The organism is Spirosoma sp. 48-14 (assembly GCF_001898575.1).
Lineage (GTDB): Bacteria > Bacteroidota > Bacteroidia > Cytophagales > Spirosomataceae > Spirosoma.
In genome coordinates this window covers 133397-159341 of sequence record NZ_MKUD01000086.1, presented here as the reverse complement: position 1 = coordinate 159341, position 25945 = coordinate 133397, and the positions used below count along the sequence as shown (strand labels likewise).

21 protein-coding genes are annotated in these 25945 nt (G+C 48.3%); 10 read left to right on the top strand and 11 right to left on the bottom strand.

Translation table 11 applies throughout. From position 1 onward, the window contains the following. Positions 1-64: 64 nt before the first annotated feature. Complete coding sequence (locus BGO59_RS34365) at positions 65-991, top strand: AraC family transcriptional regulator (protein ID WP_293691899.1); 927 nt, start codon at positions 65-67, stop codon at positions 989-991. Between the two features lie 93 nt (positions 992-1084). Here the strand turns inward: BGO59_RS34365 and BGO59_RS34360 are convergent, their stop codons facing one another. The 5 genes from BGO59_RS34360 to BGO59_RS34340 all read right to left on the bottom strand — a co-directional run bounded on the left by BGO59_RS34360 (position 1085) and on the right by BGO59_RS34340 (position 3952). After that, positions 1085-1528 (bottom strand): hypothetical protein, encoded by a 444-nt coding sequence (locus BGO59_RS34360; RefSeq protein WP_293691897.1) that lies wholly within the window; start codon positions 1526-1528, stop codon positions 1085-1087. A gap of 3 nt (positions 1529-1531) precedes the next feature. Further along, a complete protein-coding gene (locus BGO59_RS34355; RefSeq protein ID WP_293691895.1) occupies positions 1532-2281 on the bottom strand; it encodes a geranylgeranylglyceryl/heptaprenylglyceryl phosphate synthase in 750 nt (249 codons plus the stop codon). Further along, positions 2265-2783, bottom strand: a complete 519-nt coding sequence (locus BGO59_RS34350; RefSeq protein ID WP_293691893.1) for a hypothetical protein — start codon at positions 2781-2783, stop codon at positions 2265-2267. Before BGO59_RS34350 ends, BGO59_RS34355 begins: the two co-directional genes overlap by 17 nt. 83 nt (positions 2784-2866) lie before the next feature. Next, positions 2867-3292, bottom strand: coding sequence for a phage holin family protein (locus BGO59_RS34345; RefSeq protein ID WP_293692200.1), 426 nt, complete (start codon positions 3290-3292; stop codon positions 2867-2869). 273 nt (positions 3293-3565) lie between these two features. After that, on the bottom strand, positions 3566-3952 hold the full coding sequence (locus BGO59_RS34340; protein WP_020596321.1) for a TraR/DksA C4-type zinc finger protein: 387 nt from the start codon (positions 3950-3952) through the stop codon (positions 3566-3568). A 343-nt stretch (positions 3953-4295) separates the two neighbouring features. Between BGO59_RS34340 and BGO59_RS34335 the strand changes: the two genes are divergently transcribed. Together BGO59_RS34335 and BGO59_RS34330 are read left to right on the top strand one after the other, a co-directional pair. Further along, entirely contained in the window at positions 4296-5570 is a 1275-nt protein-coding gene (locus tag BGO59_RS34335) for a Glu/Leu/Phe/Val dehydrogenase (protein WP_293691891.1), read from the top strand. Positions 5571-5671: 101 nt separating this feature from the next. Next, a complete protein-coding gene (locus BGO59_RS34330; protein ID WP_293691889.1) occupies positions 5672-6334 on the top strand; it encodes a phosphatidylserine decarboxylase family protein in 663 nt (220 codons plus the stop codon). Between the two features lie 99 nt (positions 6335-6433). Here BGO59_RS34330 and BGO59_RS34325 read toward each other — a convergent pair whose 3' ends face one another. Beyond that, positions 6434-7237, bottom strand: coding sequence for an SMP-30/gluconolactonase/LRE family protein (locus BGO59_RS34325; protein WP_293691887.1), 804 nt, complete (start codon positions 7235-7237; stop codon positions 6434-6436). A gap of 229 nt (positions 7238-7466) precedes the next feature. Between BGO59_RS34325 and BGO59_RS34320 the strand changes: the two genes are divergently transcribed. Next, positions 7467-9104 carry a GMC family oxidoreductase gene (locus BGO59_RS34320; protein ID WP_293691885.1) on the top strand — a complete coding sequence of 546 codons (1638 nt, stop codon included), beginning with the start codon at positions 7467-7469 and terminating at the stop codon, positions 9102-9104. Between the two features lie 79 nt (positions 9105-9183). On the opposite strand, the gene BGO59_RS34315 is transcribed toward BGO59_RS34320, so the two are convergent. Together BGO59_RS34315 and BGO59_RS34310 are read right to left on the bottom strand one after the other, a co-directional pair. After that, entirely contained in the window at positions 9184-9816 is a 633-nt protein-coding gene (locus BGO59_RS34315; protein WP_293691884.1) for a hypothetical protein, read from the bottom strand. 40 nt (positions 9817-9856) lie between these two features. Beyond that, positions 9857-10486: an MgtC/SapB family protein gene (locus BGO59_RS34310; protein WP_293691883.1), complete on the bottom strand. Its 630-nt coding sequence runs from the start codon at positions 10484-10486 to the stop codon at positions 9857-9859. Between the two features lie 190 nt (positions 10487-10676). On the opposite strand from BGO59_RS34310, the gene uvrA reads away from it, so the two are divergent. The 5 genes from uvrA (at position 10677) to BGO59_RS34285 (ending at position 21169) form a co-directional block, all read left to right on the top strand. After that, positions 10677-13589: an excinuclease ABC subunit UvrA gene (gene uvrA, locus BGO59_RS34305; RefSeq protein ID WP_293691881.1), complete on the top strand. Its 2913-nt coding sequence runs from the start codon at positions 10677-10679 to the stop codon at positions 13587-13589. Between the two features lie 223 nt (positions 13590-13812). Beyond that, entirely contained in the window at positions 13813-16203 is a 2391-nt protein-coding gene (locus BGO59_RS34300; protein WP_293691880.1) for a sialate O-acetylesterase, read from the top strand. A 198-nt stretch (positions 16204-16401) separates the two neighbouring features. After that, positions 16402-19176, top strand: a complete 2775-nt coding sequence (locus BGO59_RS34295) for a DUF1553 domain-containing protein (RefSeq protein WP_293691879.1) — start codon at positions 16402-16404, stop codon at positions 19174-19176. A 65-nt stretch (positions 19177-19241) separates the two neighbouring features. After that, positions 19242-19604: an endonuclease domain-containing protein gene (locus BGO59_RS34290; protein ID WP_293691878.1), complete on the top strand. Its 363-nt coding sequence runs from the start codon at positions 19242-19244 to the stop codon at positions 19602-19604. A gap of 62 nt (positions 19605-19666) precedes the next feature. Then, positions 19667-21169 (top strand): DUF1501 domain-containing protein, encoded by a 1503-nt coding sequence (locus tag BGO59_RS34285; protein WP_293691876.1) that lies wholly within the window; start codon positions 19667-19669, stop codon positions 21167-21169. An 8-nt stretch (positions 21170-21177) separates the two neighbouring features. On the opposite strand, the gene gatC is transcribed toward BGO59_RS34285, so the two are convergent. The 3 genes from gatC to purH all read right to left on the bottom strand — a co-directional run bounded on the left by gatC (position 21178) and on the right by purH (position 24056). After that, positions 21178-21462 (bottom strand): Asp-tRNA(Asn)/Glu-tRNA(Gln) amidotransferase subunit GatC, encoded by a 285-nt coding sequence (gatC, locus tag BGO59_RS34280; protein ID WP_080059581.1) that lies wholly within the window; start codon positions 21460-21462, stop codon positions 21178-21180. Positions 21463-21524: 62 nt separating this feature from the next. Continuing rightward, positions 21525-22265 carry a 1-acyl-sn-glycerol-3-phosphate acyltransferase gene (locus BGO59_RS34275; protein ID WP_293691873.1) on the bottom strand — a complete coding sequence of 247 codons (741 nt, stop codon included), beginning with the start codon at positions 22263-22265 and terminating at the stop codon, positions 21525-21527. A 240-nt stretch (positions 22266-22505) separates the two neighbouring features. Next, positions 22506-24056: a bifunctional phosphoribosylaminoimidazolecarboxamide formyltransferase/IMP cyclohydrolase gene (gene purH, locus BGO59_RS34270; RefSeq protein ID WP_293691871.1), complete on the bottom strand. Its 1551-nt coding sequence runs from the start codon at positions 24054-24056 to the stop codon at positions 22506-22508. A 183-nt stretch (positions 24057-24239) separates the two neighbouring features. On the opposite strand from purH, the gene BGO59_RS34265 reads away from it, so the two are divergent. Beyond that, complete coding sequence (locus BGO59_RS34265; RefSeq protein WP_293691870.1) at positions 24240-25826, top strand: lipopolysaccharide biosynthesis protein; 1587 nt, start codon at positions 24240-24242, stop codon at positions 25824-25826. Positions 25827-25945 lie beyond the last annotated feature (119 nt).

Sequence of the window (25945 nt, the reverse complement as noted above, 5' to 3'; positions counted from 1 at the left end):
ACAAATTATTAGTTTTGTGCAACTTTGAGCGCAATACAACTTCGGCAACACGCACCTTTCATCTATGGAAGACTATAATAAAATAATCGAATCACTGGGCGTGAAATTTATCAAGGCCCGCAACATTCGGATTCTGCAGCCTATCACCATCAGAAACTTCTATGATGTTGAGAACACGTTATTGATTTTATATAACGGTGAAGTATCGATTGGCGACGAAAAAATAAAGGTGGAAGTTGGCGATATGCTATTCATACCGGGTGGTAAACACGTTACGGTTACGTATGGTGATCCCACCAACCCAAAAATTGTCTCGAATGAAGAGTTCATGACCCATCGGGAATCGTATTGGGAAGGCAATCATGACCCGAAGCTAATCGGACATCTACCCAACTCATTCGGCTACGTGTCGTTCGAAGCTAAAGTATTCGATTCGGTGAACTTCTTTAACTCACTGGACGTACCGCCTTTTATTATCAAACGCGAAGATCACCTGGCCAATACCATCGATCAGATTCTGGCCGAAGAAATGACCGACCTAGCGGGTAAAGGCCGGATTATCAAGATAAAGACCGAAGAAATTGTTATTGAGGTAGTTCGATACATTCTGAAAAACCACCTGTTCGTTGAGCAGTTGGTTACCAATAGCACCTACTTCAAAGACCCTCGTCTGATCGATATCTTTGCTTATATTAAAGAAAATCTGGGCGGTGATCTATCGAACAAGGTATTGGCTAATGTGGCCAACGTTTCGGAAGACTATGTAGGCCAGTACTTTAAGATGCTTACTGGTATCAACCCGCAGGATTATATCGAATACCAGCGTATGGAAGCGGCTGTAGGGTTGTTGCGTACCAGCAAAAAGAGCATTCGGGCTATTGGGTCTGAGGTGGGTTATAAAGATACCGCCTACTTCTGCCGCCGATTTAAAATGATGTTTGGCATTCCAGCCGGTAAAATGCGCCGTCGGGAATCGCTGATGAATGTATAAAAGAGGAGAAAGGAGGAAAGGGACGAAAGGAAAAAGGTAAATGCTGTGGGCAACTCCTTTTTCCTTTCGTCCCTTTCCTCCTTTCTCCTCTTTTTATTGCATTGTGATTTCGATAGGCAGCGTGTAATAGACAGGAACGGGTCTTCCTCCAACTTCGCCGGGTGTCCAGCGGGGCATCTTTTCGACGGCTGCGATGATGTTAGCCATAAATGCTTCCATACCCTTTCTACCCTTTTTGTCGAGTGGCTTCACCTGTACCCGTACATCATGGATATAGCCAAGTTCATCGATAATGAATTTCGCAGCTACTGGTCCAGTTTCGTATCGTTTCCGAACTAAGGCGTTTGGCACTACTATGTTTTCCGCCAGGTAACGGCTCAACGCCACAGTACCTCCCGGAAATTCAGGTTGCTGCTCGGCTACGGTGTAAACTTTATCAATTTTAGCCTGAGGCTGCGCCACTACGCTGACTCCAGCGGCCAATCCGAGACTAATAGATGCGACCAGGCAGCGTGTCAAAAAAGAAAACCGTTTCATAAGTTAAGCGCGGACAACAGATTGATTAAACTCCTGAACAACGGTCGATAATTGAGGCAGCAGATCAGGATCTTGCTCGATACCATTTCCAACCACAATCAGATCAGCGCCCGCTTTTAAGGCTTCGTAGGCTTTTTCTCCCGAGTTAATTCCGCCACCGACAATGACGGGCAGATCGACAGCCGCGCGAACAGCCGCGATCATATCGGGCGATACAGGCCGGCGTGCACCACTGCCCGCATCCAGATACATCAACTGCAAACCCAGCATTTCGCCAGCCATAGCTGTGCAAGCTGCCACCCCTGGCTTATCATGCGGCAATGGCATTGTGTTACTAATGTACGAAACGGTTGTTTGCGTACCGCTGTCAACCAGCATATAGCCTGTAGGTAAAATTTCCAGGCCGCTTCTTTTCAGCAGAGGAGCAGCAATAACGTGTTGGCCTATCAAAAACTCAGGATTACGGCCCGAAATCAGCGACAAAAATAAAATGGCGTCGGCCGACGGCTCAATGTGAAGTGGATTACCCGGAAAGAGAATAATCGGAATAGCTGTATGACGCCTGATGGTGGCAATGACCTCTTTGTGTACATAGTTAGTCACCAGACTCCCCCCTACCAGAAAAAAATCAATGGGATGCTCAACGGTGCGGTTGAGTAAATTTATCAGACCGTCCTGCTCAAGTTTATCGGGATCGAGCAGGACGGCAATAGCTTTCCGACCAGACAGCCGATTACTACGGAGTATAGTCAACAGGCTGAGTCGATGCCTGCTCGTGGTAGTCTGTTGGTTCGGCAGTTGGATTGATGGCATTATTTGAACGTATGCGGGCTAAAAATCCAGTTAGCTGCTCGCGAGCGATATTTGTTAATACGGTGGTCAGGATACCACTAATTAAGCCACTCACGGCTGCCGTCTTTTCCACTTTAGGTGCCAGATTCCTGACAACTCTATGCTTTGACGACACATCGTCTGATTCGTCATCATCATAATCGCTTTCATAATCCTCATCGTCGGGCTCGCCATATTTTTCGGCATAGCGATACTCATCCGATTTAGGCAGAACGGCATTTACGACCAAATATACAGCTAAAGCGGCACCTGCGACAAACAAGGTTGTTTTGCCCAGCTCGGTAGCATCATCTTTTATGGTTTCGACGCCGTTTGAGATCGACGATTTTAGCCGTTCTGTAGCAGCGATCAGTTCGGCCCGCCGAGCCGTTGTATCAGCGAATGGTACTTTAGGGTCTTCCATTTGTACAGTAGAAAAAGCGTTTGAATGCAAACGTATCGAACTAGTAAGTAACTGTTTACCAGACTTTCTGAAATAGATATGCGTTAGTTAGATTGGGGACCTGGATTGCTCATTGCCGAACGGGTCTGCGCCATCAGTTCCTCAATCGCTTCTGATTTCTCTTCAATTTTTTTCTCCTGACTTTTCTTGATAGCGCTATAAGCCATTATCCGAATTTTTGCTTTAAAAAAATCTTTAGCAAAAAGCCAAAGTAAGGTAAGTACCAGAAAAAAACCAGCTACGATCAAAAACCCCAGATATTGGCTATCGGTTACTTTATTCAAATAAGCAGCAAGTAAAATAAAGAGAAAAAGAAGGGTCATAGTACTAAGTAGAGCGAGTACAATGCCATGAATGCCAACAACAACCCCTTCTTCGAGTTTGCCCCGGCTCTCCAGCGTAAACAGCTCAATTCGGGCTTCCAGATAACGGAATATATTTTCCCGGATTTCTTCCAGATGTTCCAGCATGGTTATAAATAATTGATTTCCTTCTGCGGTATTTACAAATATGGGCTCAATTTGTTTCAAAAAAGTGAGGAAATAAAAAAACAGCTTCAACACGCAGGGTGTGAAGCTGTTCACAAATAATTTACCGTTGTTGATGAGCTATCCCCTGGCCTACTCCCTGATTTAGAGGAGCCAAGAGCGAGTGTGCACTATTATCAGCAGGAGCGCTGGTCCGACAATAGGCTCAATTACAAAGTCAGGCGTGACGCCTAATTTTTCAGATACGACAGCATCTTACCGCGATTGACGCAATTTGGCTTCAATCGTTTGCTGCGTATGGGGCACTGCCCGTAGCCGCTCTTTTGGAATCAACTTGCCCGTATCCTTACAAATACCGTAGGTACCATTTTTGATACGGACCATTGCAGCATCCAACTGCTGGATAAACTTTTGCAGGCGAGCCGCCAATTGGCTTAAATTTTCACGTTCGCTAGTATCGGCACCATCTTCGAGCAGTTTTGAGTTCCCCGACGTATTGTCCGTACCGCTATCGTTCCGTTTGCTCAGTGTTTCCTTAATGTAGTTAAGTTCGCTGCGAGTAGCATCCAGCTTTTGCCCGATCAGCTCTTCAAACTCCTTAAGTTCTTCTTCCGAGTAACGCTTTTTTTCTTCCTGAACCATAGCTAATTCAATGTTAAACTTTCGTTGGATGGTGTGCTTTATTTTTTCAGCCACAAAATTAATGGTTTGTACTCGGTATTTCAACGATTCTTGCGACATAATCTATTTTTAGAGGAATTTTATCAAATTGAGAATTCTGAATTTCACAAATGAATATTCGGTTAATATACTCTTTATTGATAGCCTCTTTTGATAAAGACAGCGAACGTAGAAAATTATGCGGCCGTTTTAATATTATATTAATTTTAGAAAAAATAGACCTTTCACAATATAAGCAACGATTTATTAAGTTTGTGGACCACTTCATTAGCATATTTGTTTAAAAGGAAGCAAACACAAAGTCATGGCCTACATTGAACCAGCTCCGATAAAAGATAAAGAGAATCCACTTGAGTCGATGATGTCGCGTTTTGACGCTGCCGCCAAACTGGTGGGCATCTCCGACGAGATGTATGACATCCTGAAAGTTCCCGCCCGTCAGGTTATTGTTGGGCTACCCGTTACGATGGACAACGGGGCTATTAAAGTTTTCGAAGGCTACCGGGTTATTCATTCCAATATTCTTGGGCCTGCCAAAGGTGGTATTCGACTCGATCCGGCCGTTAATCTGGATGAAGTTCGTGCCCTGGCGGCCTGGATGACCTGGAAATGTGCCGTTGTCGATATTCCTTATGGGGGTGCTAAAGGTGGTATTGCCTGTAACCCACGCGAAATGTCGGCTGGCGAAATCGAGCGCTTAATCCGTCAATATACCGTTGCGATGCTCGATGTAATCGGTCCCGACCGCGACATTCCGGCCCCCGATATGGGTACTGGCCCTCGCGAAATGGCCTGGATCGTGGACGAATACTCCAAAGCGAAAGGCATGACTGTCAACGGTGTTGTTACGGGTAAGCCACTCGTTTTGGGTGGTTCACTGGGCCGGACGGAAGCCACTGGGCGGGGCGTAACCGTAGCGGCCCTGGCCGCAATGGATAAACTACGAATGAATCCTTATCGGGCTACATCTGCCGTACAGGGTTTTGGTAATGTAGGGTCTTTTGCCGCCGAACTTCTGCACGAGCGGGGCGTTACTGTGGTAGCGGTCAGCGATATTTCAGGGGGCTACTATAACAAAAGCGGTATCGATATAACGGCCGCTGTCAATTATCGTAACTCGAATAAAGGCACGCTCGAAGGATTTACTGGAGCCGAAAAAATTACGAATGAAGAGCTACTCTCGTTAGCCGTTGATGTGCTGGTTCCTGCCGCCAAAGAAGATGTGATTACAGACGACAATGCCGGTTCGATTCAAGCCAAAATGATTGTGGAAGGTGCGAATGGCCCAACTTCAGCCAGTGCCGATGAAATTATTAACAGCAAAGGCATTCTGGTTGTGCCTGATATTCTGGCCAATGCCGGTGGCGTAACCGTTTCCTACTTCGAATGGGTACAAAACCGAATTGGCTATAAATGGACGCTTGATCGTATCAATCGCCGGGCCGACCGGGCTATGAAAGATGCCTTCGACCGGGTATTCGAAACCTCGCAAAAATTCAAGGTCCCTATGCGATTAGCCGCTTACATGGTAGCCATCGACAAAGTAGCCAGCACCTACAAATACCGGGGCGGATATTAAGGGAATGCATAATGAATGATGTACAATGTATAATTTTGTCGGGGTCCGAACATAATTCAACCATTATTCATTATACATTGTACATATTCATTCATTAATTTATGCGTTTACACCGCGAAGGAACAACCATCATGATTACCACTGGGCTGGTTTTACTGGCCCTGAACCTGCTCGCTTATTTTTACCTTTTCTCCGATAACTCAACAGCTATCCTCCTGTTAGCCCTGGTTAGTTTGATTCTATTTATCCTGGTCGTACAGTTTTTCCGGGTCCCGAATCGGTTATTAACAGTAGGCGATACACAAGTCATCGCCCCAGCTGATGGCAAGGTGGTTGTGATCGAAGAAACAACCGAGAGCGAGTACTTTAACGACCGTCGTCGTCAGGTTTCCATTTTTATGTCGCCCCTGAACGTCCACGTTAACCGTAACCCGGTGTCAGGTATTGTTCGTTATTTTAAATATTTCCCAGGCAAATACCTCGTAGCCTGGCATCCTAAGTCCAGCACCGAAAACGAACGCACCACTGTTGTGATCGAAACAGCCAATGGCGTTCAGGTACTTTTGCGGCAAATTGCCGGAGCGGTTGCCCGACGAATCATCTGGTATGTAAAAGAAGGGCAACCTGTGAAACAGGGTGAAGAGTTCGGCTTTATCAAATTTGGTTCTCGTGTCGATGTATTCCTGCCGCTGGACGCTGACATTAAAGTAGCCATCGGTGATGTGACCCGAGGTGGTGTCACGGTGTTGGCTGAATTGAAATAGACCGATTTACAACAGGAAGAGGTGGAATAGGCGTGCTGGTTTAGATTACCAGTGCACTGTTCCACCTCTTCCTGTTTGTAGACATACTCTCCCTGCTCTTTACCTAACGCTTAACAATTGCCCTTTTTCCGTTTCGGTAACAATTAGACCCAATTCGCCCAACGGGTCGTAAGTGCAGTTGGAGGGATTTTGACCCGGTAATTGAATATCACGGACAAAGGCTCCTTCCGGTGAGAATACCCGTATAATACCAGCTCCAAATACGGCCACATACAAATTGCCATCTGGCCCAACCGTCATACCGTCTGGACCTGGAATGGCCGCTCCCGCTGGAGCATCGATAACCGTGGTCCAAACGCTAATATTCTCCCAACTTAAGTCCGAAGTGTCCCAATAGCCACCCCAAATGCGCTGCTGATGCGTCTCAGCAATTAGCAGCGTCTGGCTGTCTGGATAAAAAACCACGCCGTTCGGATAAAGTAACCCTTCGGCAATAACTTCGATTGAACCCGTTGGTGAGTAAACGACTACATAACCCTGTTGTCCCGCTTCCGACGGGCCCGGACAAGTAATAATCAGGTTATTCTGATCATCAAAAATTAAGTCGTTGGGCATATTAAGCGGCTGGCCGCTTATTTCTTTAATCACTGTCTCTATCGTTCCGGTGGCTGTATGCACGCGTCTGATCGAATTTTGCCCTGAATCACAGAACCAAAGATCGCCCCGATTGCAAATCAGCGAATTCGGTTGTCCGCCCGTTTTAATTCGTTTGGTGTCACCATTCGTGTACCGACAAAATAACCCCTCTCCTTTTTGCTCCACACACCACAGATTGCCTGCATCATCGAAGGTGGGTCCCTCGGGAAAGCGCAGGCCATCTGCTAATACACGTATCTGATCCATACTTCATGTCGTTGAGTAACTGAATTTTAATCAAAAAATAGGCCACAAGAGCCATTAAACATTGTGTATGAATGCTGATCACTCAATAGAATGAGTATTGATCGGTTTTTGTTTACAAAGCTTATTGTGTGCTTCGAAAACTGCGTTAATTACAACCGCAAACTCGCTGGCTTTTTTGATTATTTTTAGAATTAATTAACCATTCTCTATTTATAACTCTCATTCTGGTATGACCTACGATTACATAATTGTTGGTGCCGGATCGGCAGGTTGTGTGCTGGCCAATCGCCTGTCGGCCGATCCATCCGTATCCGTGCTACTCCTGGAAGCGGGTGGGCCAGATACTAAACTGGAGATACGAATTCCGGCAGCCTATACCAAACTGCACGGTTCATCCGTCGACTGGGGCTTCTGGACCGAACCTCAGAAAGCGTTGAATAATCGAAGAATGTATCAGCCACGTGGTAAAACGCTGGGAGGTTGCTCATCGACCAATGCCATGGCTTATGTTCGTGGCAATCGACTTGATTATGATGAATGGGCCTCGCTGGGCAATAAGGGTTGGAGCTATGACGACGTTTTGCCTTACTTTATCCGCTCGGAGCACAATGAACAGTATGATCAACTTGATCCGCGTTATCACGGAAATGCTGGCCCATTGAATGTTACGTACGCTACCCGTTTCCAGACGCCCTTGGCCAGCTGCTTCGTTGAAGCCTGTACACAAGTGGGTATCCAACGCAATCCAGACTATAATGGGGCTCAACAGACCGGAACGGGTTTCTTTCAGTTTACGACTAAAAATGGGCAGCGACACAGCACGGCTTCAGCCTTTTTGAAGCCCATTTTGAACCGACCTAACCTAAAGGTCATTACGCATGCACACACCCAACAGATTCTGATACAGCGTGACCGAGCTATCGGAGTTGAGTTTAAAACCGGAAAAAACCAGACGCAACAGGTTAAGGCCCGAAATGAAGTTATTCTGTCAGCAGGTGCCTTTCAGTCGCCCCAACTGTTAATGCTATCGGGCATTGGACCAGTTGATACACTACGTTCGGCTGGGGTTCCAGTAAAAAAAGAGCTCCCTGGTGTTGGTCAGAATTTACAGGATCACCTATTCACAGGCGTCAGCAGTTTATGTACGCAGCAAGGAGCATCAGCCAATTTCCATCTGAAACCTTTCAATCAATTGAAAGGACTTGCTCAGTTTTTCCTGAAACACACGGGGCCAATGACCAGCAGTCCGCTCGAAGCGGTGGCTTTTCTGAAAACCGAATACCTGTCTCCTCAAGATCCCTCCGACGCTGTAGATATGCAATTGCATTTTGCCCCTGTTCACTTCGGGAATGACGGCAGTACAGATTTTTATGATTTAAGTACCTACCCGTTTACAGATGGCTATACAGTGCTGCCAACGCTATTGAAGCCCCAAAGCCGTGGTTATGTGAGCCTATCATCGAAAAACCCGCTCGACGCACCGATTATTCAACCTAATTACATGGCAGAAGAATCCGATCGGCTGGTTCTGATCAGTGGCATCCGAAAAGCGATTGAGGTTATGCAGGCAGATGCCTTCGGCTCCTACAGTAAGGGTATCAATATTCCGCTGGATTTCAGTTCCGACGACGCCCTCTGGGCACACATCCAGACGTTTATGGAAACGGTATATCATCCGGTTGGCACCTGCAAAATGGGGTCGGATGAATTAGCGGTTGTCGACGATAAGTTACGTGTGCGGGGCCTGGAAGGTTTACGCGTAGTCGATGCGTCGATTATGCCAACAATTGTGTCGGGCAACACCAACGCGCCTGTTATTATGATTGCCGAAAAAGCGGCTGATTTAATTCTGCATGACAAAAATTAAAACGCTGGTCAATGATGATAAGGATCCGTATCATCATTGACCAGCGTTTTACGCACCGGCACGAGCCTAGGCTTATCCGTTAAAAGAACGACAACCGGAGTACAAACGGGCTACCGTAAATGGTACGGGCTAATGAATTATCGTTGTAATTCAGGTTATACAACGCTGTTAGGTTAACCCCAAACCGACGAGAAATAGGTTGCGAATACGTAACCCCTACCAACGGAGCCGTCAATGCGGCACTTGTTTTTGCTCCTGTCTGGTTTTCGAGCTGCTGGATGGTTGTACTTTCAATTTCACCATGCAGGTACAGATTCGGTAAAATCGACGGGATAAACTCATACATCACAAAACCCCGTCCCCCATATTGGTTATAGGTCAGGTACGGAACGGTTTGGCCCGTATTGGTATACGCCTTGTAGCGCGTGTAAGTGTAGCTCCCACCAATCCCGATCAGCATGCGTTCGGTAGCCTGATAGGCAATAACTGGCGAAACACCCAAACTAAATGGATTTCCGAAGCGGAAGCCATTGATACCTCCCCCAAACCGAAGACGTTGGCCAAACGGCAAAGGGCGACCTTCGGGTGTTTGTGTCCGCAACGGGTCACGGCCCTGATCCCGGCGATCTTCCGGGTCTTCAGTAAGTTGGCCGAAGGCAAGGCTGCTACTCAGTAAAGCCGTGATAAACAGTAGCTTTCTAATATGATTCATAGTATTTTGTACAAGAAAGAAAATTATACTAATAACGAAATCAGAACGTAAATTCTTTTACTTCCGGGTCATTCAACAACCGATTTATACATTTCTCGTGGTTACTTTCGGAGCCATATACCCGCCAATGGCCAATAATTTCAGTACCAATCCGTTGTTGTTGCCCCCGTTTAGGAGATAGACCGCATTCTTCGAAAAAGCGTTCGTATTGGTTCAAGGTTTTATTATGAAAAGCCGTCACAATTTTATAATCCCGGAACTGATTCATGCGCTGAACCCGTTCAGCGAAGCCAACCAGCAGCAGCAACGAACTCAAAATGAACACAAATCCGACGAGTGCTATATCATAATGACCCGCCCCTATCGACATCCCTAACGCAGAAACGGCCCAAACCGTTGCAGCCGTTGTGAGGCCTTTCACCCGATTCTCTTCCCGGAAAATTATACCAGCCCCCAAAAAACCAATACCGTTTACAATATTAGCCGCAATACGGTCGCCGGTATTACCGATCCGACCAGAAATAATCGTAAACAACGTCGACCCAACGCAAATCATAATCATGGTTCGCAGCCCAGCGGCTTTCCCATGATACTCCCGCTCAATGCCGATCAGGCCACCTACAATCAGCGCTACACCCAGTCGAATCAGATCTTCTTCCGCAAAGTTCATCCGTTTTATCCGTCAATCAAATTGTTTAGGAAAGCTCTCGGATTTAACTGCCAGGAAAGGCAAATCTGAGAAACCATATTGGCAAATTAACCGTTAAAATTAGATAGCATTTCACAGAATTTAGTAAGGTCCCGAATCCGGTTTTTTCGGTTAGATCGGACCTGTCCATGTTCTACCTCATAAGCTTAGGATGACTCAAACTCCGGAAACCGGACACTTACGCTCCGTTGACCAGCTCGACCCCAAACAGTTCATTATCATTAAAGGGGCGAAAGTACATAATCTAAAAGGAATTGACGTTGCCATACCGCGCAACAAACTAGTAGTGCTGACGGGTTTGTCGGGTTCGGGCAAATCGTCGCTGGCATTCGATACATTATTTGCCGAAGGCCAGCGCATGTATGTCGAAAGCCTGAGCAGCTATGCCCGGCAATTTTTGGGCCGCATGGAGAAGCCCGAAGTGGAATACATCAAGGGCGTATCACCGGCTATTGCCATTGAGCAAAAAGTATCGACCCGTAATCCACGCTCTACGGTGGGTACCTCCACCGAAATATACGATTATCTGAAACTACTTTTTGCCCGGGCGGGTATCACCTATTCGCCGGTTTCGGGCCATGAGGTACGGAAAGATACCGTGACCGATGTGGTTAACTACATCTATGGGTTCGAAGAAGGGCAACGGATCATGATCATGGCCCCTTTGCGCATACGCGAAGGGCGCACACTGGCTTATGAACTGAATATCCTGCTTCAGAAAGGCTACACCCGGATCGTTGCCGACGGCCAGGTTCTGCAAATTGAAGACGTTTTGGAAAGTAGTGTGGAGCTAGGAGCTGTGCGTGAGGACTTACTGCCGCACGATTCCTCCTTACTGGAAATTCTTGTTGACCGGGGCACGGTGCTGTACGATACGGATAGCAAACCCGACGAAGACAACCTGTATCGCTTTTCGGATTCGGTACAAACAGCGTTTAATGAAGGAGAAGGTACCTGTCGGGTCGATATTATCGGGCAGGAATCCCGTACCTTTTCCGATAAATTTGAACTCGACGGTATTGCATTCGAGGAGCCAAGCGTCAACCTGTTCACGTTCAACAACCCGTACGGAGCCTGTCGGCGTTGCGACGGATTTGGGAAAGTGCTGGGCATTGACCCAGACCTGGTTATCCCGGATAAAAACCTGTCCGTTTTCGAAGGAGCCATTGCGCCCTGGCGGAGTGAAAAAATGAGCGAAGAGTTTTTGCGCCCTTTGCTCAAAAACGGTATTCGTTTCGACTTCCCGATTCATCGCCCCTATAAAGATTTAACTCCCGCCGAACAGGAATTGCTCTGGACAGGCAATAGCTACTTCGACGGCTTGAATGCTTTTTTCAATTTCGTTGAAAGCCAGACATTTAAGGTTCAGTACCGGGTTATGTTATCGCGTTACCGAGGCAAAACGAACTGTCCCGAGTGTCGGGGATCGCGGCTACGGAAAGATGCGAGCTACGTAAAAGTAGGTGGTAAATCCATTACCGACCTCGTTCTGATGCCCATTACACAGGTTACCGAATTTTTTCATAACCTAGAACTTCCTTCACAACAGCAGCAGGTGGCCAACCGGATTCTGATCGAGATTCGGAATCGACTGGATTATATGGAGCGGGTTGGCCTGGGCTATCTGACGCTAAACCGGCTAACGAACACTCTGTCTGGAGGTGAATATCAGCGCATTAAACTAGCCACATCACTCGGCTCGGCCCTGGTTGGCTCGATGTATATTCTGGACGAGCCTAGTATTGGGCTTCACCCCCGCGATACTAAACGACTGGTTAGCGTACTGGAATCGTTGCGGGATATGGGCAATACAGTTATTGTGGTCGAACACGAAGAAGAAGTTATGCGGGCGGCCGACCAACTCATCGACATTGGTCCTGATGCAGGCTCACTGGGTGGTCATCTGGTATTTCAGGGAACGTGGGACGAAATCAATGGGCAAGGCGCACGGAGCAGTGAGCAGGGCGTGGTGAATGAGAGTGCCTCCCGCTCCCACACGATAGACTTTCTGACGGGCCAGGAAACCGTACCTGTACCGCCATTCCGCCGGAAGGCAACTAATTTTATCGAACTGAAAGGGGCACGCGAGAACAACCTTAAAAACGTCGATGTCCGTTTCCCCCTGAATACACTAACGGTGGTAACGGGAGTATCGGGCTCCGGAAAAAGTACGCTCATCCGCAAAGTGTTGTACCCGGCTCTGATGCGCGAAAAAGGCGAAGCAGCCGAAGAAGCGGGCAAATACGAATCGCTGGAAGGGTCACTCAATCGAATCACATCCATTGAAATGATCGACCAGAACCCGATCGGGAAGTCGAGCCGTTCCAATCCCGTCACGTATATTAAGGCCTACGATTACCTGCGAACCGTAATGGCCGATCAGCCCGTGTCGAAATCGCGCGGCTATAAACCAAGCCATTTCTCGTTCAACGTCGACGGTGGCCGCTGCGAAGTTTGTCAGGGCGAAGGCGAGGTAAAAATCGAGATGCAGTTCATGGCCGATATTTACCTCAAGTGCGAAGGTTGTGGGGGCAAGCGGTTCAAGCAGGAAGTACTGGAGGTGATGCTGCGCGACAAAAACGTGTCGGATATTCTGGACATGACCGTCGATGAGGCTATTACCTTCTTCCGGGAGGTCGATCCGAAAATGGCGGATAAACTACAGCCTTTGCAGGACGTTGGCCTGGGCTACATTGGACTTGGGCAATCGGCCAATACACTCTCAGGTGGCGAAGCCCAACGGGTGAAACTGGCATCGTTTTTGGGCAAGGGAAATCCGAACAAAGGCGGCACGCTTTTCATCTTCGACGAGCCTACTACTGGGTTGCATTTCCATGATATTCGAAAATTACTTTCGGCCATTAATGCATTAGTCGATCAGGGCGATTCGGTTATTATCATCGAACACAACATGGAAGTCATCAAAAATGCCGACCATATCATTGATTTAGGGCCTGAAGGGGGCGAAACCGGCGGCTATGTGACGTTTACGGGAACTCCCGAAGAGATGGTAAAGCTGACCGACGGTAACTATACGGCAGAGTATTTGCGGGGAAAAGTGTAACGGCCTATTCAGAAGTGGTGAATTACTGCTGAATCTGTTTAAACATTTTGTTTGCCAGCGTTTTTGTCATTCCTCATCCGCATCGGCGGGGTGACCGGAATGGCAAAAACGTATCTGCTTTGGCTCCATTTGCAAACGTTTAACAGCTTCGATAAAGCAATACGACTAGCCAACGATAAGCCGACTTGTCTGTATCTTTGCCAGCTTATCGGATCGACTGTTCATGCCATCATTTATAAAATGGTTTCTTTTGCTCATTTTTTGTCCACTACTGGCCGTTGCACAGCTCCAGATTTCGCATCCTATGGCGCGCTTTGTGGTGCAACGAGGGCTGGATGGTAATGGGCGACTATACATAGCGGGCCGGTTTACGGGTACGGTTGATCGCGTAGAAGCTCAACTTACTCCTGCTGTCGCTGGGCAGGGAACCGCAACAAGCTGGCAAACCGTACAAACCAGCCCCACCAACAATATTTTTCTAGGCTACATCACAGGTGCGGGCGGCTGGTATATCCTGACTGTCCGCACCATTGTCAATAATAACGTAGTATCTCAGGCTATTGTACAGCCGGTAGGTATCGGTGAGATATTTGTCTCGGCAGGTCAATCGAACTCTCGCGGGTTGGGTATTGGGGATAATGATCTGGGCTCGTTTACCGACCGGGTCAGCACCATCGACTCCATCAACCATTACTATCCGCCGGGCGCTCAAGCCTTGTATTCGTCGGGCGACCCACTCCCAGTACCCGTCTATAAACCCCTCACGGCTGGAAGGCGTATCTTTCCAATGGCCGAAAGTTCATGGTGCTGGGGTGAACTGGGCGACTACATTGTAAATCGGTATAATGTGCCGGTAGCTTTTTACATAACGGGCTGGGACAGCTCCACAGTTGAGAACTGGATTAACAGCGCCAATGGGATTCCGGCCTGTAATCGGTATTGGTGCGTTGAAAACTGGCCTAATTTTCAGCCCTACACTAACCTGAAGAATGTCATGAGCTATTACCTGTCGATGGCAGGTGTACGAGCCATACTCTGGCATCAGGGCGAAGCCGAGTATGGTGACGCGACAACGGGTAGTATACCTGCCTATGCCACCAACCTGACCAACCTGATTCAGAAATCACGGCAGGATTTTGGCGGTCGCAATGTATCCTGGATGGTAGCCCGTGTTTCGTTCGATGGAGATTCTATAAACCCAGTTCGTCAGCCGGTTATCGATAAGCAGCTACAAGTCATCAATACGCCCGGTCTGAACGTATTTCAAGGGCCCCTCACGGATACAATACCAGCACGAAACGCTGGAATCAACGGTGGACATTTTCGAAATATCCAACGCCCCTACCCCAATCCTCAATATTACCTGAATACCGGATCGATTCCGACCAATATGGGCCTATCGCACCTGGCCCGGAACTGGAACAATAGCCTGAACACGTCTTTTTTCCAGAACGCGCAACCGATTATGCCAACTCAGTTTGCTGTAACAGGCAATCTGGCTAATACCGTACTACCGGGTGCCAGTCTTAGTGTATCATTTGCAACACTTGGCCCCTTCAACGGCGGGAATCAATGGCAGGTTCAACTTCTGGACTCGCTGGGGCAGTACAAAAGTGTACTGGGTAGTGGAACCACCAGCCCAATCCCGGTGACTTTACCCAGTTCATTAACCAGCGGTTATTACCGGATTCGGGTTGTGGCAAGTTCACCAGCTATCCCAGCTGTTCCGTCCAATACCTTTCAAATTACAACCCAAACGCAGGCCGATGTCAGCCTGAGCATGGCCATTAGCTCCCGGAGCCCTTCGCTGAGTACGCCTGTCACCTTCAGCCTGACAGTTCGTAATGATGGACCAGGGCAAGCCACCAATGTAGTGGTCAGAAACCGACTACCTGCCAATCTAGCGTTTGTTTCGTCTACCGATTTCTCGATTAGTAGTGGAATCCTGACTAGTTCAGCCATCAATCTGGCGATGGGGTCTACCCAGACAATCCGTTTTGTTGCTCAGCCAACTACCGCAGGCTACTACCAGAATGCCGCTGAGATCGCCCAGGCAACGAGTACAGATCCAGACAGCCAACCCAACTCCGGTACGGGCGACGGCCAGGATGATGCCACCCAGGTAGACTTCCGCACGTTTCAACCAGGAGCTAGTCTGTTTGCATCGCCCAATCCCAATCAGGTTCCGTTACCAACGGTCCTTAGCAGCCAACCTACTCCCGACCCTAACAAAGCCGACATTAGCATCCGGCTGGCGACAAATACCCGAACGCCCATTATTAACGATATTATTAGCTATTCCTTAACCATTACCAATCAGGGAGGCTTATCCGCTTCAGGGTTAAGTGTAGCGGCCACACTACCCGCTGGACAGGCGTTTGTTTCGGGCGACGACTTTGGCGCATCGGGCGGTAATCTGGTTAGTGGAGTAAGTAGTTTAGCGGCTGGTAGTAGTGTTACGCTTATCTTCCGGTCACGGGCCACTGCTTCAGGAACGGGTATTTGCAGAGCTCAACTGACAGCTTCCAGCGTTGCCGACCCAGATTCTACGCCCAATAACGGTACTACTAACGGCGAAGACGATACGGCACAGGTAGATGTACGAGTCCGATAGTTTTTGACAGGGCTGCTTTTCGACAGGATTTACAGGATGAACATGATTTATTCATAGCAATCATGTTCATCCTGTAAATCCTGTCGAAAACTTTTCTATCACTCTTCTACGTTAAAATCAAAGCAATCAGTGATTTTCATAGTACAAATAGCCGGTCATGTGCTTTTAGAAGCATGTGATGTTTGATTGTATTGGTTTATGAAAACTCAATGGATACTTGTTGGCTTAATGGGTGTTGGATTAGCCTTCACGCTATCGTCGTTTTTGGGCATTTTTGAGAAACGAGTCGATTATAACACACAGGTTAAACCGTTGCTCAATAAGAACTGCATTGCCTGTCACGGTGGTGTGAAAAAAGCGTCGGGCTTTTCGCTACTGTTCAAACAGGAAGCCCTGGCTCCGGCAAAATCTGGCAAACCAGCTATTATTCCAGGTGACGCCGACGCCAGTGAAATGATTCGACGGCTTACCCTGACCGATCCCGATGAGCGAATGCCGCTCGATCATCCTGCCCTGAAACCCGATGAAATAGAACTGCTTCGCAACTGGATCGATCAGGGTGCCGAATGGGGCGACCACTGGGCCTATCAACCTGTTCAGAAACCCGATGTTCCCCAGATTGGTACGTTCCTGAGCCGACTCGGTATTACGCACGATGAGGAAACGGACTGGACTAAAAACGAAATCGACCACTTCGTTCTTGACAAACTAAAGCAAAACGAGCTGAAGCCCTCTCCCGAAGCCGACCGGGCTACACTGATCCGGAGGGTTTCGCTTGACCTGACAGGTTTACCACCGACCGAAAAAGAGGCAACCGATTTTATAAACGATAACGATCCTAACGCCTACGAAAAAGTAGTCGACCGATTGCTCCAATCGCCCGCTTATGGCGAGCGCTGGACGGGTATGTGGCTCGATTTGGCCCGCTATGCCGATACGAAAGGCTATGAACGTGACCCCGGACGAAAAATCTGGCGGTATCGGGACTGGCTCATCAAAGCGTTCAATGCGGATAAACCTTTCGACCAATTTACCGTAGAACAACTCGCCGGCGATTTATTACCCAAACCTACTGATGATCAGCTAGTAGCCACTGGTTTTCATCGAAATACGATGACTAATGACGAAGGGGGTACGCAGGATGAAGAGTTCCGTACCGCAGCCGTTATTGATCGGGTCAATACCACCTGGGATGTCTTTCAGGGTACTACCTTCGGCTGTGTACAATGCCATAGCCACCCCTACGATCCATTTACCAACGAGGAATACTACAAATACCTGGCCTTTTTCAATAACACCCGCGACGAAGACGTCACCAGTGATACGCCTACCCTACGCTTTCTAAAACCTGCTGATTCCACTAAACTGGCTACGCTGCAACAGTATATTCGCCAGTCAGTCGCTAACCCAAAACAGGCGCAAACTACCGTCGATCAGGTAATCCATCTGGTTCGTACCATTGAACCCAAAATCAATTCGCACGATTTCGACCAATACGTCAATGCCTCCCTGCTGGATGCCAAGTATTTTGGCTTTCAGGACAAAGGTTCATGTCGAATCAAGCAAGTTACGCTCACGGGTCGGCCTCGAATGCTGATTCGCTGGGGGACCAAAGCCGAAAATGCCACCGTTACCCTGCATCAGGATCGTCTGGATGGCCCCGTTCTGGCAACGATTCCTACCCCGAAACCCGGCAAAGACACGGTTCAGATGATTTCGCTACCTGCCGTTCAGGGACGCCATAATCTATATCTGTCGCTCAATAGTACCAAGAAGCCGAAAGAGTGGGTGCAGATTAAGTGGGTCGCCTTTGCGCCAATCCTGCCCGGCCAGCCCCAGAATACCCTTGGCGAACAGGACAAACTTCTCACTGATCTGCTGAATGCGGATGCCGAACAAACCCCCATCCTACTCGACGGCTCGGGCGATCTGTTCCGCGAAACGCACGTATTTGAGCGGGGCAACTGGCTGGTCAAAGGCAAACTTGTAAAACCCGACGTTCCGAACTCATTGCCCAAAATGACTACTGAGATGCCTAAAAATCGGCTGGGTCTGGCCCGCTGGATGGTCAGCCGGGATCAGCCACTCACCGCTCGGGTAGCCGTGAACCGATTCTGGGAGCAACTCTTTGGTACGGGCATTGTTGAAACCGTTGAAGACATGGGTACGCAGGGGATTCCGCCCACGCACCGCGAGTTGCTTGATTATCTGGCGGCTGATTTCATGGATACAGACCACTGGAGCGTCAAAAAACTCCTCAAAAAATTGGTCATGTCGGCAACCTACCGGCAACAGTCAACAGCCTCCCCCGAACTACTGGCCAAAGACCCATACAACAAACTGCTGGCCCGTGGCCCTCGTGTACGGCTTTCGGCCGAAGCAGTTCACGATCAGGCCTTAGCTGTCAGTGGATTACTTAGCCAAAAACTATACGGCCCCAGTGTGATGCCCGTTCAACCCGATGGCATCTGGCAGTCGCCTTACGATGGCGAAACCTGGAAACAAAGCACGGGCGAAGACCTGCACCGCCGGGCCTTGTACACCTACTGGAAACGAACCGCCCCGTATCCATCAATGGTTACCTTCGATAGCCCCAGCCGTGAATTCTGTCAGCTTCGTCGGCTTCGCACGAACACCCCATTACAGGCCCTAGTCACCTTAAACGATCCCGTCTATGTAGAAGCGGCCCAGCATTTAGCCGACTATATGCGTCAACACGGCCATTCTCCCAGTCAGCAAATTCAGGCGGGTTTCAAACGGCTTATGCTGCGGGAGATATCTCCTAAAAAACTGGCGGTTCTGGTCAGGCTCTATCAAACCACTGAACACTATTATCAGCAACAGCCCGGTCAGGCCGAAAACTTACTGGATCGCCCTGGTATGGACTGTTCGGCCATTTCTCCGCAACTAGCGGCCCTGACGGTTACAGCGAATACGATCATGAACTTGGACGAAGTGGTTACGAAAGAGTGACTTTGACCCCACCCCAACCCCTCCCCCGATTTCAGGGGAGGGGCTAAACACTACCGCTATTTAGGATGAGTCAATTAATTCATAATTGGAAAGTAATGGAGGAATATCGCCGGGAACTGCGTAAAAATCCGACATCATCCGAAACATTACTCTGGGAGAAACTGCGTGATAGTCAATTGGAAGGACGGAAATTTCGTCGTCAACATAGCATAGGTGTGTACATACTCGATTTCTATTGTCCGGCCGAGCGATTAGCCATTGAAGTCGATGGGAGTATTCATCAAAATCCTGAGACTATCATACATGATCAGGAACGCGACCATACATTAGCTCAATTGGGAATTACAACTCTACGGGTTAGCAACGAAGAAGTTGAGACAGATTTAGAATCTGTCCTTACTAAAATCAAAGCTCATTTTAACAACTAAAGCTCCTTCTCAATTCCCCTCCCCTGATTTCAGGGGAGGGGCTAGGGGTGGGGTCAACTACAATGAATAAATTACTAAACGAACTCCAGCAGACGGCAGCCGAACGCGAAACCCGGCGGCACTTTTTGCATACCTGCTCCACAGGTCTGGGGGCCATGGCCCTGAGTTCTATATTGGGCAGTTGTGGATTTTTTGGCAAGGAGTCATCGCAAAACAATGCCGTTGGTGCCCCCTCGTTGAGTTCGGAGCCAACAGCCCCGCATCCATCCCAGTACCTGCCCAAAGCGCAACGGGTCATTTATATCCATATGGCCGGTTCCCCAAGCCAACTGGAGCTATTCGACTACAAGCCCGAACTGGCCAAGTACAATGGCAAAGACTGCCCACAAGCCCTGCTCGAAGGGAAAAAGTTCGCTTTTATCCGGGGCGTTCCGAAGATGCTGGGGCCACAGGGTAAGTTCGCCCAATATGGTCAGTCGGGAGCATGGCTGTCTGATTATTTACCCCATTTACAGGGCGTTGCCGATGAGATTTCGTTTCTGAAAGCGATGTACACCGACCAGTTCAACCATGCCCCTGCTCAACTGCTCATGCACACGGGTAGCGCTCGATTGGGCCGCCCTAGCCTTGGTTCGTGGGTGACCTATGGCTTGGGTACGGAGAATGATAACCTGCCGGGTTACATTGTCCTGGCGTCCGGAGGAAAGCAACCTGATGCGGGGAAATCGGTTTGGGGAAGCGGCTTTTTACCGACTGTGTATCAGGGTGTTCAATGCCGTACCGATGGTGATCCTGTTTTGTATGCCTCAAATCCCAATGGCATGGACCGGAACATTCGCAAGCAAACCATCGACGCCATCAGCCAGATCAATCAGCAACAGTACGAGGATGTGAAAGACCCGGAAATTCTGACCCGTATTGCCCAGTACGAACTTGCTTTCCGTATGCAAATGTCTGTCCCCGATGCGATGGACATCAAAAGCGAACCTCAGTACATTCTCGATAGCTACGGTGTTGACCCCGCCAAAGGGTCGTTTGCCCGAAATTGTCTGTTAGCCCGCCGTCTGGCCGAACGAGGAGTACGGTTTATTCAATTATTCGACTGGGGTTGGGATACCCACGGCACCAGTGCCGACGGAGCCATCGAAATCGGGCTTCGGAACAAATGCAAGGAATCGGATCAGGCAGTAGCGGCTCTGCTGAAAGACCTTAAACAACGGGGCTTATTAGACGATACGCTCGTAGTCTGGGGCGGAGAATTTGGCCGAACGCCCATGCAGGAAAACCGGGACGGGCAAACGTTACCCTTCATGGGCCGCGACCATCACCTCGAAGCGTTTACGGTCTGGATGGCGGGGGGCGGTGTAAAACGGGGCTTCTCGTACGGAGAAACCGACGACATTGGGTATTATGGCGTGAAAGACAAAACGCATATCCACGACCTACAGGCAACTATCCTTCACCTGCTCGGTTTCGATCATACCAAACTAACCTACCAGTTTCAGGGGCGCCCCTTCCGCCTGACCGATGTAGCCGGTAAAGTCATCAAACCGATACTTGTCTGAGCCGGGATTTACAGCACCTTGGGTACTTCGAAAAATTGTTCGTCGTGTTGAGGGGCGTTGGCCAGGGCTTGTTCACGAGGAAGGTGGTTGCCCACGACATCGTCTCGCAGCACGTTGGTTTCGTCAGAAATATGCGTCAGGGGTTCCACACCCGTCGTGTCGACCTCATTTAGTTGCTCCATCCAGGTCAGCACACCGTTCAGGCTGTTGAGTAAGTCCGTTTCTTCTTCTGGCCGAACTTCCAGACGGGCCAGGTGGGCTATTTTATAGAGTGTTTCCTGATCTACTTTCATGGTAAAAGAGTGAAAGAGCGAAAGAATGAAAGAGCGAAAGGAGTGTCTTAGCCAACTGGCGTTCACTCGTTCACGCTTTCGCTCTTTCGTGCTTTCATCAATTCTTTATCAATAACTTTATATGTTTCTTCTTTAAGCTGCTCCAGGTTGTCCTGAGTCATGCCTTTTGTATCGATGGGCGGATGAATGACGGCCCGTAATGGATGCCAATGAAAGCGGATTGGGCTTCTGTCAGGCAAAATCAGATCATTGTTCAACAAGGTTACTGGCACGATAGGCACCTGCTGTTGAATCGCCATCGTAAACGCTCCGTCGCGAAACGGGACCATTTGCGGTGGCTCAGTGGCCTTGATACCCCCTTCCGGAAAAATCATAATGCTTCGCCCTGATGCCAGCGTTCGTATGGATTTAGCCAGCGAATACGCCCGGCTATTCGGCTGACTCCGGTCTACCTGTACGTGCAGTTTGGCAAACATATACCCTAACAATGGAATGTGTTTTACCTCACTTTTCCCGATAAAGGCATAGTAGTTTCTGACGATAACACCCATAGCCGCAATGTCGAGGTACGAAAAATGGTTCGCACAAAACACATATACTTTTTTAGGGTCAGGACGAAACCGACGTTCGACCCGCACCGGCATACCTGCCACGAGGAAAAACAGCATGCCCCAAATGTAATTGACTTTGTGGGCAAGCGGCTTCCAGTTTTCCCGTTGCAGAAACACAAACTGAAACGGGAACAGTACGAGGTACAACGCCACGAACCAAATAGCGCACCAGATTGTGTAGAGTAATCGCATACGTTACTATGTTCTGACAGGATTAACAGGATTGACAAGATTAATTGCTGAAGAAGTTGTTTGCGTTCGTGTGGGCAGGTTCTTATAACCTGCCTTGTGCGGATTCTCAAAACCGAGCCAGACAGACCATTCGGTTTTGAGAATCCGTCCTCATCCTACCTGGACAAAACCCTGTAAATTGACGAACGCAAACGACTAAGAAAATCTTGCCAATCCGGTTAATCCTGTCAAAAAACTATCTCAATGTTTAAAATGGCGCACACCCGTCGTGACCATCGCCAGACCGTGCTGATTACAATAATCGATTGAATCCTGATCGCGAATGGAACCTCCGGGTTGGACAACGGCGGTAATACCAGCCTTATCGGCAATTTCTACGCAATCAGGGAATGGGAAAAAGGCATCTGAAGCCATTACAGCACCTTTTAGATCGAAGCCAAACGAGTGTGCTTTTTCGATAGCCTGTCGAAGCGCATCTACCCGTGAGGTTTGCCCTACGCCACTTGCCAGCAATTGTCCTTCCTTTGCCAGAACGATGGTGTTCGATTTGGTATGTTTACACACTTTCAGGGCAAATTCCAGCGCACGAACTTCACTATCGGTAGGCGCTTTGTCCGTAACGGTCTTAAACTGGCTGGCTGTTTCGGCCACATTGTCTTTATCCTGCTCCAGCACCCCGTTCAGAATCGTTTTGAACATCACAGGTGGCAAGTCGACCGGGTTGCGTTTTAGCAGAATCCGGTTCTTTTTCGACTTCAGTAATTGCAATGCTTCGGGCGCATAGTCGGGTGCAATCAGAATCTCCATAAAGAGTTTATTCAACTCTTCAGCCGTTTGCAGATTGACAGGTACGTTTGTAATCACGACGCCCCCAAAGGCCGATACCGGGTCACAGGCCAGCGCGTTCAGATAGGCTTCTTTTGCCGTCGGTGCCGTAGCAATTCCACAGGCGTTGGTATGTTTGATAATGGCAAACGCAGCCAAATCCTCCGTAGCCGGAAATTCATCAATCAGCCCCACACAGGCATCTACATCAACCAGGTTGTTGTACGATAATTCCTTGCCATGCAGTTTATCGAACATCGCATCCAGATCGCCGTAGAAACTAGCCTGCTGATGCGGGTTCTCCCCATAACGAAGGTGATTGGCAGGTAACGATTTGAAGTCATAAATAACCCCTTCGTAGCCGGTTCCCTGCGGCTGTTCGCCCGCAAAATAAGCCTGAATGGCGGTGTCATAATGCGACGTAACAGCAAAAGCCTCTCCCGCATACCGACGCCGGTCAGCCAATTCGGTCGTACCTGATTTTTCGGTCAGTAACTCGACCACACCGGCATACTGGCTCCGCGACGATACGATCAGTACATCGTTATAATTTTTGGCAGCCGCCCGAATCAGCGAAATACCGCCAATATCAATTTTCTCGATGATGTCCTCGTCCGATGCGCCCGATGCGACTGTTTCTTCAAACGGATACAGGTCTACAATGACCAGATCAATTGGCGGAATCCGGTGCCGCTCGGCCTGAGCCAGATCTTCGGGCATGTTACGCCGGTACAGAATACCACCCATCACGGCGGGGTGCAGCGTTTTTACCCGACCACCGAAAATAGACGGATAGCCTGTCAGGTCTTCAACGGCTGTAACCGGAATTCCCAGTTGTTCAATGAATGCCTGTGTACCACCCGTCGAATAGAGTTTGACGTTTTGCTGGTGCAATAACCGAACTAAAGGCTCTAAACCGTCTTTATAGTAAACGGAGATTAAAGCAGAGGAGATTTTCAGAGACATGAATATGGCCAAAACAGGCTCCGGCTGTTTCAGTAGCTAAATGGCAAGTAATCCGAAACAGCCGGGAGCCTGTTTCGGCCTGAGCCACAAAGATAACCAAAGGTCTTAACTTTGCAGTCAGCAAGGTGAACTCTGGAGTAGGTTAGCAACTAAGCCGACCTAATCCAACGTTCTTTCTGACAGATGAGCACCGTAAAAAAATTAGCGAGCGATACCGCCCTGTATGGGGTCAGTACTATCTTAGGGAGACTACTCTATTTTGCGTTGGTCCCCTTACACACTTATGTGTTTAAAAAGCCGGGAGAGTTATCCTCTAATGTCGAATTATACAGCTATGTAGCTGTCTTGTTAACTCTATACACATTAGGGCTCGAAACTGCTTTTTTTCGTTTTGCCGCCCGAGCAAAAGACAATCAGGCCGAACGTCAACGAATTTTCAATGATACTCTAAGTATTGTTATTATTGTTAGTACGCTTGCGTCCGCATTAATTATCGGCTTAACTCCCCAATTAGTTATTTGGCTAGATTATCCAGGACAGCAATCATCTGTTGTATGGGTGGCATTACTAATTGCCATTGATGCCATTGTAGCTATTCCGTTTGCCCGGCTACGAGTAGAGAACAAAGCTCGTCAGTTTGTGCTGGCCAAGCTTATTAATATTGCGCTCGTGGTATTTCTAAATATTTTCTTCCTAATCATTTGCCGAGACATTTCAGCGGGTAAATACGCCCGTTTTTTGCAGCCAGCCATTCAACTAATTTATAATCCTGCTATTGGTCCTGGTTACATCTTTCTGGCGAATTTACTGGCTAATGCTTCTTATTTTTTACTTATTCGAAATACGTTCAAAGGATTTCAATTCCGAATCAACCGAAGTGAAATTAACACAATACTAGTGTATGCATTTCCACTAATGCTCACAAATCTGGCAGGTTTAATCAATAACACAACTGACCGGATTTTTTTGCGACATTTTTTACCCGAAGGCTTTTATACCGATTTAAGCTCTGCTGATGTGTTGGGAATTTACGGTAATTGCTACAAATTATCGGTCTTTATGGCCTTGGCCATCAATTCCTTCAAGTTCGCAGCCGATCCATTCTTTTTTTCGAAGGCCGAAGATAAAAATGCACCTGATCTACTAGCGTTGACTACCAAATGGTTTCTAATTGTTTGTGTCCTAATTTGGGTAGGAGTAAGCCTAAATCTTGATATATTAGGACTATTAGTTTCCAAACGCTACCGAGTCGGTCTAGGTATTGTGCCTATATTATTGCTTGCTTATTTATTCCTAGGAGTTTATTATAATATATCGTTCTGGTTTAAGCTCAGCGATAAAACAAAGTTTGGTACCCTCATTACAGTTATGGGCGCTGTTATTACAATTTTGGGTAATATTCTTCTGATTCCGGTAATTGGGTATATGGGCTGCGCAGTAGCGTTTCTGGTATCCAGCTTCGTTATGATGGCGATCTGCTATCTGCTGGGCGAGAAATATTATCCAGTGCCCTATCAGGTAGGCTCCGCTTTGGGCTATATACTAGGGGCAGGATTATTGATTTACCTGTCCTGGCAGTTCCCTATCGCCAACTTATGGGTATCGGTGCCTGTACATGTTGGCTTGTTCGGGCTGTTTCTGGCTGTAATTGCTGTGATTGAGCGCGATACCTTTCGGCCTGTACTGGCCCGTATCCGAAAACAAAAGCCTAAAACGCCCCAGGTTCCCAGCGAACCTGAGCAGATATTCCCCAGCGAAGGTCAGCCTTGACCTGATCGGCAAAAAACTGAATGAGAGACGTTAAATTTCCACTAAAAAGCCATGTCCTGTACTAATCGGTGCTTTTATAGGTAAATTTGAAGATAATTTATTTCCTCTGCCACCCAAAA